At 73.5% G+C, this 15728-nt stretch carries 15 protein-coding genes; 9 read left to right on the top strand and 6 right to left on the bottom strand.

Annotated elements, in window-relative coordinates:
- Positions 1–37: 37 nt before the first annotated feature.
- On the bottom strand, positions 38–253 hold the full coding sequence (locus tag ACIQ8B_RS30505) for an MbtH family protein (protein WP_190005725.1): 216 nt from the start codon (positions 251–253) through the stop codon (positions 38–40).
- A 636-nt stretch (positions 254–889) separates the two neighbouring features.
- Between ACIQ8B_RS30505 and ACIQ8B_RS30500 the strand changes: the two genes are divergently transcribed.
- The 7 genes from ACIQ8B_RS30500 (at position 890) to ACIQ8B_RS30470 (ending at position 8614) form a co-directional block, all read left to right on the top strand.
- A complete protein-coding gene (locus tag ACIQ8B_RS30500) occupies positions 890–1636 on the top strand; it encodes a thioesterase II family protein (protein ID WP_403551281.1) in 747 nt (248 codons plus the stop codon).
- A 345-nt stretch (positions 1637–1981) separates the two neighbouring features.
- Positions 1982–3142 carry a serine hydrolase domain-containing protein gene (locus ACIQ8B_RS30495; RefSeq protein ID WP_403551279.1) on the top strand — a complete coding sequence of 387 codons (1161 nt, stop codon included), beginning with the start codon at positions 1982–1984 and terminating at the stop codon, positions 3140–3142.
- A 59-nt stretch (positions 3143–3201) separates the two neighbouring features.
- The gene (argC, locus tag ACIQ8B_RS30490; RefSeq protein ID WP_403551277.1) at positions 3202–4230 is read left to right on the top strand and encodes an N-acetyl-gamma-glutamyl-phosphate reductase; all 1029 of its coding nucleotides are present in this window, start codon (positions 3202–3204) and stop codon (positions 4228–4230) included.
- Complete coding sequence (gene argJ / locus ACIQ8B_RS30485) at positions 4227–5378, top strand: bifunctional glutamate N-acetyltransferase/amino-acid acetyltransferase ArgJ (RefSeq protein ID WP_403551275.1); 1152 nt, start codon at positions 4227–4229, stop codon at positions 5376–5378. Before argC ends, argJ begins: the two co-directional genes overlap by 4 nt.
- On the top strand, positions 5375–6298 hold the full coding sequence (argB, locus tag ACIQ8B_RS30480) for an acetylglutamate kinase (RefSeq protein ID WP_403551273.1): 924 nt from the start codon (positions 5375–5377) through the stop codon (positions 6296–6298). Before argJ ends, argB begins: the two co-directional genes overlap by 4 nt.
- Positions 6295–7563 carry an acetylornithine transaminase gene (locus ACIQ8B_RS30475; protein ID WP_290010054.1) on the top strand — a complete coding sequence of 423 codons (1269 nt, stop codon included), beginning with the start codon at positions 6295–6297 and terminating at the stop codon, positions 7561–7563. Before argB ends, ACIQ8B_RS30475 begins: the two co-directional genes overlap by 4 nt.
- 301 nt (positions 7564–7864) lie before the next feature.
- Positions 7865–8614 carry an LmbU family transcriptional regulator gene (locus tag ACIQ8B_RS30470; protein ID WP_403551271.1) on the top strand — a complete coding sequence of 250 codons (750 nt, stop codon included), beginning with the start codon at positions 7865–7867 and terminating at the stop codon, positions 8612–8614.
- Positions 8615–8641: 27 nt separating this feature from the next.
- Here ACIQ8B_RS30470 and ACIQ8B_RS30465 read toward each other — a convergent pair whose 3' ends face one another.
- Complete coding sequence (locus ACIQ8B_RS30465; RefSeq protein WP_403551269.1) at positions 8642–9286, bottom strand: FMN-binding negative transcriptional regulator; 645 nt, start codon at positions 9284–9286, stop codon at positions 8642–8644.
- A 338-nt stretch (positions 9287–9624) separates the two neighbouring features.
- On the opposite strand from ACIQ8B_RS30465, the gene ACIQ8B_RS30460 reads away from it, so the two are divergent.
- The gene (locus ACIQ8B_RS30460; RefSeq protein ID WP_403551267.1) at positions 9625–10977 is read left to right on the top strand and encodes a lysine N(6)-hydroxylase/L-ornithine N(5)-oxygenase family protein; all 1353 of its coding nucleotides are present in this window, start codon (positions 9625–9627) and stop codon (positions 10975–10977) included.
- 551 nt (positions 10978–11528) lie between these two features.
- Here ACIQ8B_RS30460 and ACIQ8B_RS30455 read toward each other — a convergent pair.
- The 4 genes from ACIQ8B_RS30455 to ACIQ8B_RS30440 all read right to left on the bottom strand — a co-directional run bounded on the left by ACIQ8B_RS30455 (position 11529) and on the right by ACIQ8B_RS30440 (position 14138).
- The gene (locus tag ACIQ8B_RS30455) at positions 11529–11993 is read right to left on the bottom strand and encodes a hypothetical protein (protein WP_403551265.1); all 465 of its coding nucleotides are present in this window, start codon (positions 11991–11993) and stop codon (positions 11529–11531) included.
- Positions 11994–12177: 184 nt separating this feature from the next.
- Positions 12178–12639, bottom strand: coding sequence for a nuclear transport factor 2 family protein (locus ACIQ8B_RS30450; RefSeq protein WP_290010046.1), 462 nt, complete (start codon positions 12637–12639; stop codon positions 12178–12180).
- Positions 12640–12734: 95 nt separating this feature from the next.
- Positions 12735–13655 (bottom strand): mycothiol conjugate amidase Mca, encoded by a 921-nt coding sequence (mca, locus tag ACIQ8B_RS30445; RefSeq protein ID WP_403551263.1) that lies wholly within the window; start codon positions 13653–13655, stop codon positions 12735–12737.
- A 300-nt stretch (positions 13656–13955) separates the two neighbouring features.
- A complete protein-coding gene (locus ACIQ8B_RS30440; protein WP_290010042.1) occupies positions 13956–14138 on the bottom strand; it encodes a DUF5302 domain-containing protein in 183 nt (60 codons plus the stop codon).
- Between the two features lie 235 nt (positions 14139–14373).
- On the opposite strand from ACIQ8B_RS30440, the gene rfbH reads away from it, so the two are divergent.
- Entirely contained in the window at positions 14374–15672 is a 1299-nt protein-coding gene (rfbH, locus tag ACIQ8B_RS30435) for a lipopolysaccharide biosynthesis protein RfbH (RefSeq protein WP_290010040.1), read from the top strand.
- Positions 15673–15728: the final 56 nt, after the last annotated feature.

Here is a 15728-nt window from a genome sequence, read left to right as displayed (position 1 = left end):
GTGCTTGCCTCGAACGTCCGGGCCGGCGCCGCGGCGCTCAGTCCCCCGCCATGGCCTCCCGCAGGCTCCTGGGGCGCAGGTCGGTCCAGTTCTGCTCGACGTACTCCAGGCACTCGGACCTGGCCGCCTCGCCGAAGACCACCCGCCAGCCGGCGGGCACCTCGGCGAACGCCGGCCACAGGGAGTGCTGCTCCTCGTCGTTGACCACGACGTGGAAGCGGCCGGTCTCGTCGTCGAAGGGGTTCGTGCTCACCTGGGCACCGTCCTTAAGCGTCATGGTGTGACTCGCGATGGGTGTCGCCCGGCCGGTGCGCGACGGCACCGGGCTGGGGGGTCGCCGGTCGGCGCGTCCGGTCGACGGGACGCTCGGCTGTCCGGTCGACGGGACATCTGGCATCGGGGGCGGCCCCGGCGTTGCCACGTCACCGTAAGGACTCGGCCATCGGCGCTTCAAGGGCGGCGGACCGCCCGCAGGACCGGGTCCGCACCGGCCCGGATCGCCTGTACTTCGCCGGGCCGCTGTGCCAGCATGCGGCGCGTCGCCCGCACCGGCGGACCACTCCGTCGGGCCCCGCCCGCGGTCGGGGCGGCCCGTGGGCATCGCGTCGTACGGCACGGCGTCGTACGGCACGGCACGGCGTCGCACGGCACGGCGTCGTACGGTGGGGCGTCCCGCCTCGCCGGTCGCGGACCCTCCCACCTTCCCACCGTGCGTTCGAGATCCGCTCGGCATCCGCTGGAGGCGGCGGGCGTCCACCGCCCTGGTCCGCGCCGCGCCGCCGCCGGACCGCCCCGAGTACCGCCCCGCGCGCCGCCCGGTGCCCGGACCCCGACGGCCACGCCCCGCCCGTACGGCGCGAGGAGGCGTGGCCCGATCCGAGGGAGAGCGATGGACAGCCCCCGGCCCGCCCTGCGCCTGTTCGTGATGCACCACGCGGGGGGTTCGCACCTGCTGTACCGCACCTGGCCGGCCGCACTGCCCGGCTCCTGGGACGTGCGGCTGCTCGACGCCCCGGGCCACGGCCTTCTGCTCGACCAGCCGCGGATCCCTGACGCCGGCGCGCTCGCCGAACACCTGCTGCGCGCCGTCGAGCCCCGACTGACCGGTCCCTACGCCCTGTTCGGGCACAGCATGGGCGCCCTGGTGACGTACGAGATGACCCGGCGGATCGTCGACCGGGGCCTGCCGCCGCCGGTGTGGCTCGGTGTGTCCGCGCGCACCCCGCCGGACCCGGCGCGGCCGGCGAAGGCGTACCGCGAACCGTCCGACGACGAGCTGCGCGCGCGCCTGAAGTGGCTCGGCGGCACGCCCGACGAGATCTTCGCCGACCCGGAGCTGTGGGCCGTGTTCGACCCGATCATCCGGACCGACCTGCGCCTCGTGGACACCTGGCGGCCGGCGGCCGGCGCCGCTGCGCTGCCCGTGGCGCTGTCGGCGTACGCGGCCCGCGAGGACCGTTCCGCCCCGCCGCCGCGGATGGCAGGCTGGGCGGCGCACACCGAACGCTTCCTGGGCCTGCGAGTCTTCGACGGCGGTCACTTCTACTTCCAGGACGATCCCGGGCCGCTGCTGCGGCAGATCGAACGGGACGCGACCGCGGCCCTCGACGCGGCGGACACGGCCCGGTGCACCTGAGCACCGGCCGGCACGGGACGAGGGCGTGCGGCCCGGCCCCCCGCTCCCGTGGACGTCCGGGACGTCCGGGCCGAGCGGGCGGCCCCGCGGACCGGCCCTCGCGGCCCGCACGGCGTGCGCCGCCCGGCATGCGGGGAAAAGGGCCGTCGGCCGGTCAGGGCCGGTCGCACAAGGGCGCCCGGCATCGCCTCGCAGGGCACGGCGGGCGCCCGAGCGGACGTCCAGCCCGGCCCGACACGGGCGGCCTACGGTGCCGCGAACGGAACGCACGAGCACCACGAGTTTTCGGCGTCGGCCGACCAATGATCAGTCACATCAACGGGGAGCGGGAACATGACGACACGGATGAGACCGAGGACCGGACTGGTCGCCCTGGCGGCGGCCCTGCTCACGGCCGCGGCGCTGACGGGCCCCGCCCACGCGGCGCCGGACGCGGCGCCGGCGGCCGGCCACGAGGCGACCCGGGAAGCGATCGAGGCGGCCGTCCGGGCCGGTGTCCCCGGCGTCACCACCGAGGCGCGCGACGCCGACGGGGTCTGGCGGACGGCGGTGGGCGTGGGCGACCTGCGCACGGGCGCAAAGCGCGGCGCCGCCGACCGGTTCCGCGTCGGCAGCATCACCAACACCTTCGTGGCGACGGTCCTGCTGCAGATGGATGCGGAGGGGAAGCTCTCCCTCGACGACACCGTCGAGCAGCACCTGCCCGGCGTGGTCGCGGGCAACGGGAACGACGGCCGCACGATCACCGTGCGCCAGCTCCTCAACCACACCAGCGGCCTGTTCGACTACCTCACCGAGCCGGCCTACTACCAGAAGTACGTCCTGGGCGACGGCTTCCTGAAGCACCGCTACGACCCCCTGACCCCGGGGCAGCGCCTGGACGTGGCCTTCGCCCGCCCGCCGCTGTTCCCGCCCGGCGCCCGGCACGCCTTCTCCCACACCAACGACCTCCTGGCCGCGCTGATCGTCGACAAGGCGGGCACCTCGTACGAGGAGGAGGTGCGCTCGCGCATCGTCGAACCGCTGGGACTGAGGGCGACCTCCCATCCCGGTGCGGCCACCGTCCCGCCCCGGCCGAGCGGCCGTGGCTACTCGAAGCTCTTCTTCGACACCCGGCCGGACCGGATCGACGACGTCACCGCGTTCCACGGGTCCCAGGTCTGGGGCGACGGCGACATCATCTCCAGCACGGGCGACCTCAACCGCTTCTACCGGGCGCTGATGCGCGGCACGCTGCTGCCGCCGCGCCAGCTCGCGGAGCTGAAGACGACCGTCGTCAACCCGGATCTGCCGATCTCGTCCTACGGACTCGGCATCGAGCGGCTGGAGATGGGCTGCGGCAAGGCCCTCTGGTACCACGACGGCGGCACGGTCGGCTCCCTCACCTTCGTCGCCACCACCGAGGACGGCCGCCACCAGTTGACGTTCAACTACAACGGCGACTGGGAGGTCTCCCAGCTCCTGCCCACCCTGAACGCCGAGTTCTGCGGCACGACGTCCGGCTGACGCCGTGACGGCACCCCCACGACGTGTGAGAACGAGATGCCTGTTCCTCAGGAGGGTTTATGACCGTGCGAGCAGCCGTCGCCGGAGCGAGCGGCTACGCGGGAGGTGAGCTTCTGCGTCTGCTGCTGGCCCATCCCGGCGTGGAGATCGGGGCGCTGACCGGCCGGTCCAGCGCGGGCCTGCGGCTCGGCGCGCTCCAGCCGCACCTGGCCCCGCTGGCCGGGCGGGAGGTGCTGCCCACCACCGCCGACGCCCTCTCCGGTCACGACGTGGTCTTCCTGGCCCTGCCGCACGGCCGGTCGGCGGCCGTCGCGGAGCAACTGGGCGAGGACACCCTCGTCGTCGACTGCGGCGCGGACTTCCGCCTGGCGGACGCGGCCGACTGGGAGACGTTCTACGGCACCGGGCACGCGGGCACCTGGCCCTACGGCCTGCCCGAACTGCCGGGCGCCCGCGCCGCGTTGGCGGGCACCCGGCGCGTGGCGGTACCGGGCTGCTACCCGACCGCGGTGCTGCTGGCCCTCTTCCCCGCGTACGCGGCGGGGCTGGCGGAACCCGAGGCGGTGGTCGTCGCCGCGTCCGGCACGTCCGGCGCGGGCAAGGCGCCCAGGGCGGACCTGCTGGGCAGCGAGGTCATGGGTTCCATGCGGCCGTACGGCGTGGGGGGCGGTCACCGGCACACACCGGAGATGACGCAGCACCTCGGCGCCGTGGCGGGCCGCCCGGTCACCGTCTCCTTCACCCCGACGCTGGCCCCGATGCCCCGCGGCATCCTCGCCACCTGCTCCGCCCCGGCGCGTGCCGGGGTCGGCGCGGACGACGTACGGGCCGCCTACGCGAAGGCGCTGGCCGACGAGCCGTTCGTACGCCTGCTGCCCGAAGGGCAGTGGCCCGGCACGGCGGCCGTGTACGGGTCGAACGCCGTCCAGATCCAGGTCGCCCTCGACGCGGCGGCCGGCCGGATCATCGCGATCAGCGCCCTCGACAACCTCACCAAGGGCACCGCGGGCGGAGCCGTCCAGAGCATGAACGCCGCCCTCGGCCTGCCCGAAGAGCTGGGGTTGACCACGATCGGAGTCGCACCGTGAGCGTCACCGCAGCACGAGGTTTCACGGCGGCGGGTGTCGCCGCCGGCATCAAGCAGAGCGGCGCCCTGGACGTGGCGCTCGTCGTCAACACCGGGCCGCGCCGCGCGGCGGCGGGCGTGTTCACCGCCAACCGGGTGCAGGCCGCGCCGGTCCAGTGGTCACGGCAGGTCCTCGCGGACGGATCGCTGAGCGCCGTCGTCCTCAACTCCGGCGGCGCCAACGCCTGCACGGGAGCGCAGGGTTACCAGGACACGTGCGACACCGCCGAGCGGACCGCCGGGCGCCTCGGCCTGGACGCCACCGACGTGGCGGTCTGCTCCACCGGCCTCATCGGGGTGCCGCTGCCCCTGGACCGGCTGCTGCCCGGCGTCGACGAGGCCGTGCTCCGGCTGTCGGTGTCCGGCGGCGAGGACGCGGCCGAGGCCGTCATGACCACCGACACCGTGCCCAAGACGGCCTCGGTCGCCCGGGAGGGCTGGACGGTCGGCGGCATGGCCAAGGGTGCCGGGATGCTCGCCCCGGGCCTGGCGACCATGCTGGTCGTCCTCACCACCGACGCCGACGTGGAGTGCGGGGTGCTCGACCGGGCGCTGCGGGACGCCACCCGGGTCACCTTCGACCGGGTCGACTCCGACGGCTGCATGTCCACCAACGACACCGTGCTGCTGCTGGCCTCCGGCGCCTGTGGCACCACCCCGGAGTACGAGGCGTTCGCGGAGGCCGTGCGGAGCGTGTGCGCCGACCTGGCCGCGCAGCTCGTCGGCGACGCCGAGGGCGCGAGCAAGGAGATCGACGTCGAGGTCGTGGGCGCCGCGAGCGAGGACGACGCCGTCGAGGCGGGCCGCGCCGTGGCCCGCAGCAACCTCCTCAAGTGCGCCGTGCACGGCGAGGACCCCAACTGGGGCCGTGTCCTGTCCGCCGTCGGCACCACCTCGGCCGCCTTCGACCCGGACCGGCTGAGCGTCGCCATCAACGGCGTGTGGGTCTGCAAGAACGGCGGCGTCGGCGAGGACCGGGCGCTGGTCGACATGACCGGCCGCGCGGTCCGCATCACCGTGGACCTCGCCGCCGGTGCGGACTCCGCCGTCATCCGGACCAACGACCTCACCGCCGGCTACATCCGCGAGAACAGCGAGTACTCCTCATGAGCGCTTCCCCGCCCGCGCAGCCGGTGCACGCCCTCCTCGGGGCGCTGCCGTTCGTGGCGCGCCACCGCGGCAAGACCGTCGTCATCAAGTTCGGCGGCAACGCCATGGTCGACAGCGACCTGAAGGCGGCCTTCGCGATGGACGTGCTGCACCTGCGTCACGCGGGCCTGCACCCGGTCGTGGTGCACGGCGGCGGGCCGCAGATCAGCGCGGAGCTGGAGCGCCTGGGCCTGGAGTCCCGCTTCGAGAGCGGCCTGCGGGTCACCACCGACGAGACCATGGACGTCGTCCGTATGGTGCTCGCCGGGCGGGTGCAGCGGGAACTCGTCGGGCTGCTCAACGTGCACGGCGCGCACGCGGTCGGCCTGACCGGTGAGGACGCCCGTCTGATGACCGCCGTCAAGCGCTACGCGCACAAGGACGGCGCGCCCGTGGACATCGGCCGGGTCGGCGACGTCGCCCGGGTCGACATCGGGATCGTGCGGGACCTCATCGACCGGGGCCGCATCCCCGTCATCTCCTCCATCGCCCGGCCCGAGGACGACAAGGACGCCGCCGAGGGCGGGGTGTTCAACGTGAACGCCGACACCGCCGCCGCGGCCGTCGCCGCCGCGCTCGGCGCGGAGATGCTGCTGATCCTGACCGACGTCCAGGGGCTGTACCGCGACTGGCCGCACAGCGACGAGGTGATCCCCCGGCTCACCGCCGGCGAGCTGGCGGCGCTGCTGCCGGGGCTGGCCTCCGGCATGATCCCCAAGATGGAGGGGTGCCTCCACGCCGTGAACAACGGGGTGCGCAGTGCCCGCATCGTCGACGGGCGGGTCCAGCACTCGCTGCTGCTGCCGTTGTTCTCCGACGAGAGCACCGGCACCGTGGTCGTGCCGGACGACGACGCCGGGGCCGAGGGGGCGACGGCATGAGCGGCGGCGTGGACACGGGTGCGGGCGACGGCGCGGGTGCGGGCCCGGGTGCGGGCGCTGACGCCGCCGGGGCGGGCAACGCGGCACTGACCCGCCGCTGGCAGCACGTCATGATGGACAACTTCGGCACCCCGCGGCTGCCCCTGGTGCGGGGTCGCGGCACCCGCGTGTGGGACGCGGAGGGCAACGCGTACCTCGACTTCGTCGGCGGTATCGCCGTCAACGCTCTCGGCCACGCGCACCCCGACGTCGTCCGGGCCGTGTCCGAGCAGGTCGCGTCACTGGGGCACGTGTCGAACCTGTTCATCGCCGAACCGACCGTGCGGCTGGCCGAGCGGTTGCTGCGGCTGGCCGGGCGCCCGGGACGGGTCTTCTTCTCCAACTCCGGTGCGGAGGCGGTCGAGGCGGCGTTCAAGATCGGCAGGCTCACCGGCCGCACCCACATGGTGGCGGCCGCCGGCGGCTTCCACGGCCGTACCCTGGGCGCCCTGGCCCTGACCGGCCAGCCCGCCAAGCAACGCCCCTTCGAGCCCTTGCCGGGCGACGTCAGCCACGTGCCGTACGGGGACGTGGAGGCGCTGCGCGCCGCCGTCACCCCGCGCACCGCGCTGCTGGTGCTGGAGCCCCTCCAGGGGGAGAACGGCGTGGTGGTGCCCCCGCCCGGCTATCTGCGGGCGGCCCGCGAGATCACCGCGGCGACCGGCACGCTCCTCGTCCTGGACGAGATCCAGACCGGCGTGGGGCGCACCGGCCGCTGGTTCGCCGCGGAGGCGGAAGCCGTCGAGGCCGACGTGGTCACCCTCGCCAAGGGACTGGGCGGCGGTCTGCCCATCGGTGCGACGCTCGCCTTCGGCGCGGCGGCCACGCTGCTCACGCCCGGCGCGCACGGCTCCACCTTCAGCGGCAACCCCGTGGTGTGCGCGGCGGCCCTCGCCGTACTGGACACCATCGAACGGACGGACCTCCTCGGCCATGTGGCCCGCACGGGGCGCAGGCTGCGGCGCGGCCTGCAGACGCCGGGCCACCCGCTGGTGCGCGAAGTACGGGGCGCCGGGCTGCTGCTGGGTGTGGTGCTCGACGGGGCGCACGCGGCGCGGGTGCAGCGGGCGGCCGAGGACCGGGGGCTGCTGGTGAACGCGGTGGCACCGGACGTGGTCCGGCTCGCCCCGCCGCTGACCGTGTCGGACCGTGAGGCGGACACGTTCCTCGAGGGTTTCCGGGCCGCCCTGTCCGAGACCCTCGGCGAGGTGCGGACGGCGGCCTGACCCGCCGCCCGGCCACCGGGCGGCACGGCCGCACGCCATCCAGGGAGCGGCTCCGTGCCACCCCTCGGAGCGGTCGTGCGGCGGCCCGGGAGCGGTGTGCGGCGCCCTCCGGAGCGGACGTGTGCCGTCGCTGAAGCGGTCATGTGCCGCCCCTGAAGCGGACGTGTGCCGTCGCCGGGGCGGTCCTGGCGCCGCCCCGGCCGCCGGCGCATCGCCGGGCGCACATAGATGCCCCGTACAGCCGTTCGAGCGCCGCTCCGACGCCGTTCCAGACAGCTCTGAGAGATTTCTCGCCAGTTGTATGCACCCTCTTGATGGAGGCACGATGGCGCGTCAGGCCGGACAGACCGCGGGGTCGCAAGGCGGCCCGGCAACCGCTCTCCCTCAGCCCCCGCCCCGCCCGCCGCGCGCCGCGGGGACCGCACCGCGCCGGGGCCAGGTGCTGACCACCAAGGTGGGCCTCCAGATGCCGACCGGGATGGCCTACGCGGAGTGGGAGCGCGCCGGACGCCAGCTCGCCGACGTCGTCGACTCGTCGTCCTGGTGGCTGGGCGACTGGCTCGTGTACGGCAAGGACCACTACACCGACCGCTACCAGCGCGGGATCCGCGCCGTCGGCCTCTCGTACCAGACGCTGCGCAACTACGCCTGGGTCTCCCGCCGTTTCGACCTGACCCGGCGCCGGCCCGCCCTGAGCTTCCAGCACCACGCCGAACTGGCCTCGATGCCGGTCGAGGAGCAGGAGGTCTGGCTGGACCGCACCGAGGAGCGGCAGTGGACCACCAAGCAGCTGCGCGGCGCGATCCGCGAAGCGCGCCGCGACGAACCGCGGCCGAGCACCCCCACCGAGCCGAGCCGGCACCTGGAGGTCCCCGGCAGCCGCCTCCAGTGGTGGCACAAGGCCGCGGAGCAACAGGGCGTCGACTTCGAGCAGTGGGTGACGGCCACCCTGGACAGCGCCGCCGCGACCGCCCTGGAGGAGCTCGGTGACGACGAGGCGCCTCCCGAGGGCCTCGCGGGGCGTCCCCGGCCGGTGGCCATCAGCGCCTGAGCCCCCGGCCGCCACCCTCCGCGCGCGTCACGGCAGCCGGCTCATCAGCCCGGCCGTCTCGCGCTTGTGCACACACCCGCTCCCCCCGAACGACTCCCGCACCCGCTCGCGCACCTCGCCGGGCTGCTCCTGGCTGAGCTTGAACATGCCGTCGGCCCCGGTCACCGAGAACCGGAAGGCCCCCACGCCAGGCGCGATCTTGCGGAAGTAGTCGAGCGACTCGGTCATGTCCCAGCCGTCGCCGAACTGCCCCTCGAAGGCCCGCACGGTGGACTGGACCACACCGAGCGTCTCCTCCATCGAGTCGATCCGCTCCACCACGCCCCGGACGTGCACCGCGGTGAAGTTCCACGTCGGTGCGGCCGGCGTCACCTCGTACACGGTGGGCGACACGTAGGAGTGCGGGCCGGTGAACGTCAGCAGCAGGACGCTGCCCGTCTCCAGGGAGGCCCAGTGCGGGTTCGCCCGGTTCATGTGCCCGAGCAGCGTCGCGCCGGGCAACTCGCCGCTCCAGTCGCCGGAGGTCTCGGGGTCGAAGATGACCGGCAGATGGGTGGCGAAAGGACCCTCTTCCGGTTTTCCGTTGGCCACCGCGAGAGCCAGCGGATTATCACGGATCAGGTCCACCATCCAGGAAGTGCTCGGTTCGCGGTAGAAGTTGGGCACGAACATGCGCATTCACCTCTTCGGCAGTTGACACGACGCACGACGTCGGCTCCGGGCATGACGGATCCGCCCCATGAGGGACCGCATGACTGATCGCACGACGGATCGGATGATTCCGGGCGCCCACGTCACGAGCCGCGCCACGCGGAGATTCGGATATTCGCGCCGAACGTAACTCCGTCCCGTCGACAGGACAACGCTTTCGGGCTCCAGAGAGACTCAAGCGGCTCTCCATCGCCCTTCCTGTGCCATTCGAGTTGCCTTCGACCGCTGCCCGAGGCAACACTGCGGACGGTCTCTCGGGCCACCGGCCGAGTTTTCCAGACGCAATCGGGAGAATTTCCATGGGCATAACTGGCAGGCGCAACGAAGAGATCTACGACGTGGTCGGAATCGGGTTCGGCCCGTCCAACCTGTCGCTCGCGATCGCCTTGGAGGAACACAGGGCGAGCGCCCCGCACCACCCGGTCAAGTCCCATTTCTTCGAGCGGCAGCCCAGCTTCGGCTGGCACCGGAACATGCTGCTGCCGTCGACGACCATGCAGATCTCCTTCCTGAAGGACCTGGCCACCTTCAGGAATCCGATGTCCCGGTTCAGCTTCATCTCGTACCTGCACGCCTCGAACCGGCTGGTGCAGTTCGTGAACAACCAGGACTTCTTCCCGACCCGGCAGGAGTTCCACCAGTACCTGGAGTGGGCCGCCGCCGCCCTCGCCGACCGGGTCTCCTACGGTGCCGAGGTCACCTCGATCCGGCCCCGCGTCGAGGACGGGATCCTCTCGCCCGGTCTCCTGGAGGTCGAGGTGCGCGCCGGCGACGGCACCACCAGTGTGGTCACCGCGCGCAACGTGGCCATCTCCACGGGCCTGGTGCCGCGCATGCCGGACGGCGTGGCGGCCGACGAACGGGTGTGGCACAGCTCGGAGTTCCTCGGGAAGTTCCGCGCACAGGACCCGGACGGCCTCAAGAGCGTGGCGGTGGTCGGCGCCGGCCAGAGCGCGGCCGAGATCACCCGGTTCCTGCACGACGCGCTGCCGCACGCCCAGGTCAGCGCGATCGTCCCGTCGTACGGCTACTCCGTCGCCGACGACACCCCCTTCGCCAACCAGGTCTTCGACCCCGCCGCGGTCGACGACTACTACTTCGGCACCGAGCGGGGACGGGACGCGTTCTGGCGCTACCACCGCAACACCAACTACTCGGTGGTCGACGCGGACGTCATCCGCGACCTGTACCGGCGGGCCTACGACGAGGAGCTGCACGGCGAGCAGCGGCTGCACTTCCGCAACCTCACCCGGGTCGCCGAGGTCCGGCGCGCCGGGAGCGCGACACGGGTGGTCCTGCGCTCGCTGCTCGACGACCGGGCGGAGGAACTCTCCGTCGACGCGCTGGTCTTCGCCACCGGCTACGACGGCCTGGACCCGGCCCGTCTGCTCGGCGACTTCGACCGGCGCTTCCGGCGTGACGCGGCGGGCCGGCACCGGGTGGAGCGCGACTATCGCCTCGTTCCCGTCTCGGACCTGACCTGCGGGGTGTACCTCCAGGGCGGCACCGAGCACAGCCATGGCCTGTCGTCGTCCCTGCTGTCGAACATCGCGGTGCGCAGCGGGGAGATCGCCGACTCGATCGTGCTGCGGCGCACCGAGCGGGAGCTGGAGCGCGACCGCCCCATGGAGGTGGCGCCCCCGGCCGCCTGAGGCGGCACACCGCGGGGCGGGACCCGCCACCGTGGTCGCGGCACCGGGGCCCGTCCCGGCCCGTCGTGCGGAACTCCAGGACGACACTCGACACGAAGGCGAGGGCAGTGCCCGTGACCCACCAGCCCTGGGCTGCACCCGCGGCGGACGGCCGCCCTCACGGCGGGGCGCCCGCGCCGGCGGCCCTCGGCCGCGAGCTGACCGCCGCGGCCCTCCAGGACGGGGACGAGGCCCGCAAGCTCGCCCGCCGTCTCGTCGGTTTCCTGTCCGCCGAGGCCCGGCTCGCCCTGCTGCGCGCCCTGGCCGAAGCCGGTGCGGCGCACACGGCGGACCGCACCGCCGGGCACAGCGACCGCGGCGGTGCCGGGCCCCGGCCACCGCGGGGCACCCCGCCGGTCCATCCGCGGAGCGACCCGCCGGGCCGTCCGCCGGGGGGTCCGTGGAGCGGCCCGCAGGGTGATCCGTGGGGCGATCCGCCAGGTGGTCTCATCCGCCTTCGGTTCGCCGACGTGCGCGCGCTCGACCGGGCCGGTGCCGCCTTCGGTGCCGGATCAGGCCCGGGCCTGGGTGATGCGTGGAGCGACCTCGCGACGCTCACTCTCCGGATGGCCGGGGACGCCGGTGTCGACAGCCTGCGCTCCGTGCTCGCGGTGCTCGACGCGGCGGCGGTCACGGCCGAGTCGCTCACCGTGCACAGCCGTGAACTCGACGACGTCGTCGACGCGTTCACCGCTCTGGTCTGAGTCAGGGGCGCGGTCGGTCCGCCGGTCGCGCCGGGCGGCGTAGACGGCGACGAAGGCGGCCAGTCCCCGCACGCCGCCGTCCGGTCCGAGCGCCGTGACCGGCACGGTCCGCCCGAGCGCCCGGGACAGCGCGCGGTGCGCCTCCAGCGCGGCGGCCACCAGCTCGCCGGGGGCGCGGCCCCGGTCCCCGTGGGCCATCTCCAGCGCCTCGGCCCAGGCACGGGAGGCGATCTCGTCCTCGCCCGGGTGCGGTACCGGCTCGTGGTCCGGCATGGCTGCCTCCTCGGCGTACGGCTGCTCTCGGTACAGGTGCTTCCCTGGGGTCGTGCGGGGCATACGGGGTCACGATGCGTGCCGCGGGCGGTCGCCCCCAGCATGCCGGGGCCGGCCACGAAGCTCTGACACGGGCCTGGCAGCGCCCTCGGCCCGCCCCCGCGGCGCGGCGGCAGAAGGCTGCTCAGGCCAGGTCGTCCCGGGTCACCCGGCGGTGCTCGGTACGCCAGGTGCCGTGGGTGCGCACGAGGACGTCCTCCATGACGCACACGTACAGGACCCTGGGTCCGCCCCCGACCGGTGTCACGTACGCGAGGGCGGAGCAGCGGGTGCGCAGCGATCCGTCCGCCTGGGGCCGTACGTCGAGCATGCCGACCCAGTGGTCGAGGCGGCCGCCGGCCCTCCGCTGCCGTGCGGCGCCGGCGCGCACGTAGTGGGTGAGCTGGGCCCGGGCCGGCACGGGCCCGGGCAGGGACGGCAGTTCCAGGACGGCGTCCTCGGTGAAGGTGGCCGCCCAGCTTTCGGTGTCCGGCGCGTCCAGGATCCGCATCTGGTGTGCGTAGTAGCGCTGCGCCTGCGCGTACAGGGCCGCGAACTCCCGTCTCGTGGACGGGTGTTCCACGGTGCCCGCCAGGTCGGCGGTCATGGTCTCGGCCTCCGTTTCCGTCCGTGTCCCCGAGGTGACGGGGAACGCCGGGAAGGGTCAGGCGCGCCGGTCGGCGGTGGACGGGGGGTCCGTCCTCACGGCGCCACCAGGGCGGCGTCCGACGGAAGCGGCGCGAGACCGGGGGCGGTGCCGGTGCCGCCGGTCACGGTGATGCCGGCGAACAGGTCGTCCTCCGGCAGGTCGGCCGGGACCAGGGAACGCGCCAGCGTGTAGTCGTCGGTGGGCCACACCTCCTGCTGCACCGAGGTCGGCACGGCGAACCGGGCGCCGTAGGGGTCGACCTGCGAGGCGTGGGCGAGCAGGGCCCGGTCGCGCAGCGGGAAGTACTCGGCGCACGGGACGCGGGTCGTCAGGTGCGGCTGCTGGGCCGGCTCGCCGGGCGGGGGCATGCTGGGCGGGGTGCTGCCGCGCCGCCGCACGGCCAGGTGCAGCGCCGTGCTGCGCGCCGGGTGCGAGCCGTGGCCGTAGTACAGCTTGAGGGGCTGCCAGGGCTGTCCGGTGCCCGGGTGGGCCGTGGGGTCGCCGGCCTCGGTGAAGGCCGCGGTCGTGACGCGGTGCGCCATGACGTGGTCGGGGTGCGGGTGGCCGCTCTCCTGGTCGTGGGTGGTGACGACGTGCGGGCGGAAGCGCCGGATCAGCCGCACCAGCCCCGCGGTCGCCGCCGTGAGGTCGGCGCGGGCGAAGCAGCCCGCGGGCAGCGGTGCGCCGCGCCGGGCCGGTCCGGAGTCGGCGTGGCCCAGCCAGTGGTGCCGGACTCCGAGGATCCGCCGGGCCCGTTCCATCTCGCGGGCGCGCACCGCGCCCATGTCGACCGGGCCGCGGTGGCGCGGGTACACGGGGTTGAGGATGCTCCCCCGCTCCCCTCCGGTACAGGTGACCACGAGTACGTCGGCGCCCTCGGCGGCGTATTTCGCCAGGGACGCCGCTCCTTCGCCGGATTCGTCGGCCGGGTGGGCGTGGACCGCCATCAGCCGGAGCCGTGTCGTACCGGTCATACGGCCTCCTTTCCTCGGATTGTGGCCGTTCCGCACGAGACTCTATGGACGGTCACTCGAGAAACGGTCGAGATCCGCCTCAGGAAAACGGGCCGGACGTAAGCGGTCCGCCGGTCCTGAGGAAGGCCCGGGAAGCGGGCGACTCGGCCGGATCCCATGCATGGGGCCGGGAATGCTCGAGCCGTTCTCCGGTCATACTCGGGCGGTATTCGAGAATCGCGCGGGGGAACGACGCGAAAAAGGGCCGCGGCACCCCCGGTGAGGGGAGGTGCCGCGGCCCTTCGGCTGCGTCGGGAGAGGTCAGCCGGACTTACGGCGGAAGCGTCGGGTGCTGTTGTTGCCGCCTCCGCTGCCCTTGATCTTCAGGCGGCTTTCCAGGTGGGCGCGCTGGGAGCGGGCATTGTTGGCCTTGCGCTCAAGGGCCTGGCGGAACTTGAGCCTGGCCTCGCTCTCGGTGGCGTTCTGCTCCGGCTGTTCGGTCATGCGTACCTCCATGCGAGTTGTCGAGCGGATTCACTGTGACATTCGCGGCGGCGCGGCGTCAGGGGTGTCCGGCGGGCGGCGAAGAAATTGCGCCAGTCCCGCGCCGGCCCCTCGCCGACCCCTTGAAACAGGGTCCGGAAGCCGTCGGAACTCGACCGGTACTCAGGCGAATTCATGCCGCGCCGGTCCTACGCTCGGGATTCCGTCAGTCGGTGCCATCTGGGAAGGAACGGCCATGGGCGAGACCAAGGACCGGATCGAAGAACTCGTCCGTGAGTACCACCGGGAGCGCACTCCGGGGCCGTTCGTGCCCGGGGAGAGCGCCGTGCAGGTCTCCGGTGCGGTGCTCAGCGCCGAGGACCGGATGGCGCTGGTGTCGGCCGCGCTGGATCTGCGGATCGCCGCCGGGCCCTCCTCCCGCCGCTTCGAGCGGGACTTCGCCCGGTTCATCGGCACCCGCAAGGCCCACCTGACGAACTCCGGGTCGTCCGCCAACCTGCTGGCGCTCAGCTCGCTGACCTCACCGCAGTTGGAGGAGCAGCGCCTGCGGCCCGGCGACGAGGTCGTGACGGTGGCCGCCGGCTTCCCGACCACGGTCAGCCCGATCCTGCACAACGGGCTGGTCCCGGTCTTCGTGGACGTCGAGCTGGGCACGTACAACACCACGCCGGAGCGGATCGCCGCGGCCATCGGCCCCCGGACCCGTGCCATCATGATCGCGCACTCGCTCGGCAACCCCTTCCAGGTCGAGGAGGTCGCCCAACTGGCCGAGGACCGGGGCCTGTTCTTCGTCGAGGACAACTGTGACGGGGTGGACTCCACCTACCGGGGCCGGCGCACCGGCTCCTTCGGCGACCTGTCGACGACGAGTTTCTACCCGGCGCACCACATCGCGATGGGCGAGGGCGGCTGTGTGCTGACCAGCAACCTGGCTCTGGCCCGGATCGTGGAGTCGTTCCGCGACTGGGGCCGGGACTGCTGGTGCGAGCCGGGCGAGGACAACCGGTGCATGAAGCGCTTCGACCAGCAGATGGGCAAGCTGCCGCACGGCTACGACCACAAGTACATCTTTTCCCACGTGGGGTACAACCTGAAGGCGACGGACCTCCAGGCGGCCCTGGGACTGAGCCAGTTGCAGCGGATCGACGAGTTCGGCGCCGCCCGCCGCCGCAACTGGCGGCACCTGCGGGAGGGCCTGGAGGGGCTGCCGGGTCTGCTGCTGCCGGAGGCCACCCCGGACAGCGATCCGAGCTGGTTCGGCTTCCTGATCACCGTCTCGCCCGAGGCGTCCTACAGCCGGGCCGCGCTGGTCGACTTCCTGGAGTCCCGCCGGATCCACACCCGGCGCTTCTTCGCGGGCAACCTCACCCGCCACCCCGCCTACGCCGACCGCCCGCACCGGATCGCCGAGCCGCTGGTCAACAGCGACCTGATCACCGACCAGACGTTCTGGATCGGGGTCTACCCGGGGCTGACGGAGGAGATGCTGGACTACGTGATCGCCTCCATACGGGAGTTCACCACCCGCGGCTGACGCCGCGGCCGGCCGACCCCCGTGGAGGTCCCGTGCGGGGCCGGACGTCGTACCGT

Origin of the sequence: Streptomyces sp. NPDC096105, from assembly GCF_044763335.1 — a bacterium.
In the GTDB taxonomy this organism is placed as follows: domain Bacteria; phylum Actinomycetota; class Actinomycetes; order Streptomycetales; family Streptomycetaceae; genus Streptomyces.
This window is presented reverse-complemented; position numbering and strand designations above follow the sequence as displayed.